This is a genomic window from Mordavella massiliensis (assembly GCF_016902415.1).
Taxonomy (GTDB): Bacteria; Bacillota; Clostridia; order Lachnospirales; family Lachnospiraceae; genus Merdimonas; species Merdimonas faecigallinarum.
In genome coordinates this window covers 1-1,580 of sequence record NZ_JACJLV010000096.1, presented here as the reverse complement: position 1 = coordinate 1,580, position 1,580 = coordinate 1, and the positions used below count along the sequence as shown (strand labels likewise).

1 protein-coding gene is annotated in these 1,580 nt (G+C 39.9%); it reads left to right on the top strand.

Translation table 11 applies throughout. The annotated features are described in order from the left end of the window. The first annotated feature begins 279 nt into the window (after positions 1-279). The gene (locus H6A13_RS12840; protein WP_204909929.1) at positions 280-1,455 is read left to right on the top strand and encodes an IS110 family RNA-guided transposase; all 1,176 of its coding nucleotides are present in this window, start codon (positions 280-282) and stop codon (positions 1,453-1,455) included. Positions 1,456-1,580 lie beyond the last annotated feature (125 nt).

Below are 1,580 nucleotides of genomic sequence, written 5' to 3'. Positions count from 1 at the left end.
CACGTATAATCCAATCATATTAGATAGTGATTGGATTTTCTCCTTTCTCCCAGTTTCTACTGGGTAATTCAATCCTAATCTGATATATTTACTTAAGCACTGTGGATCTGTACCTATATTTTTACGGCTTTGACTGTTCCAAGGTGACTCAGACCACAGCTTTTCGTCTATTACTGTTAATCAGTTTGTTAACGCTTGACGTTTCTATTTACGTGATTACACAGCCGAATTCCCTGTGGAAGACAACAGTGCTAAATACATATCAGGAGGTATTTTTTTATGTCCATGTACTTTGTTGGGATTGATATTTCCAAGTACAAACACGATTGCTGCATCCTCGCCGCAGCTGATCAAACAGTTGTTTCAAAATTTACTATCAAAAATGATAAGTCTGGATTTGAACAGCTTATTTCTACTTTACACTCGCTCTCCAATCCCGAAAATATAAAAATAGGGTTTGAATCTACTGCCCATTATGCCCTCAATCTGGAACTTTTCCTTGAGAATGCCAACCACAGCTTCATGGAAATCAATCCACTCCTCATCAAGGAATATAAGAAATCCACTTCTCTCAGGCGTACCAAAACAGACTCTGTTGACTGCGAATCAATAGCTCGCTGGTTAATGACAGTAGAGTACAAACCCCATTCAAAAGGATTTTACCATGCTTACTCTTTAAAGTCACTAACTCGTTTAAGAGACAGACTGGTTCGGCAGCGCTCTTTCTATCTTGTGAAGATCACAAACGTTCTGGATCACACTTTTCCTGAGTTTAAGCCATTCTTTCACGAGCGCTTATCTAAAACTGCTCTGTTTCTGCTCGAAAACTACGGTTCTGCTGAAAAAATGGCACGAATGAATGCCGCCTCTTATGAAAAACTCCGCTCCTTATCAAGAGGACGTTTCTCCCCGCAGCAGTTCCTTCAGCTAAAAGAACTTGCTGCCAATACGGTCGGCATAAATAATTCTATCTTTGATGTGGAACTCAACAGCCTTCTTACGTTATACAAATCTCTTGTAAAGGAGGTTGGCAAACTGGAAACAGAAATCAACAAGTTGATCGAGGAAGTTCATCCTCACTATATGTCCATTCCCGGAATCGGTCCCATATCAGCTGCTGTCATCTACTCTGAGTACGGAGATCTATCGAATTTCTCTACACCAGCTCAGATGCTTGCCTTTGCCGGTATTGAACCTGGCATAAATGAATCAGGAACAGAATCACACGGAGGGCGAATGGTAAAACATGGTTCATCCCAGCTCCGGTATGTTCTCATCAACTGCTGTCTTCCATTAATTCGTTTTGATATGACATTCGCAACTTACTATGCTAAGAAACGCGCGGAAGGCAAACCACACAGAGTAGCGATTACTCATGTTGCCAAAAAGCTTGTTAGAGTCATCTATGCATTGGAGAGACAGGGAACAGACTTTAACACCCAAAAACTCAGATAATTGTTTACATCAATAAACTTTGTTCCATCTGAAATACGATGTATTCAGATGGTCTATTAAAGTTACCCTTTTTTTACAGAGAAAAAATCTATAAACCTCTTGACTATTTATAGTTTGTCACCTTC

Excerpts from the sequence above, each read along its gene's own strand:
- H6A13_RS12840 (WP_204909929.1), top strand. The coding sequence starts at position 280 with ATGTCCATGTACTTTGTTGGGATTGATATTTCCAAGTACAAACACGAT.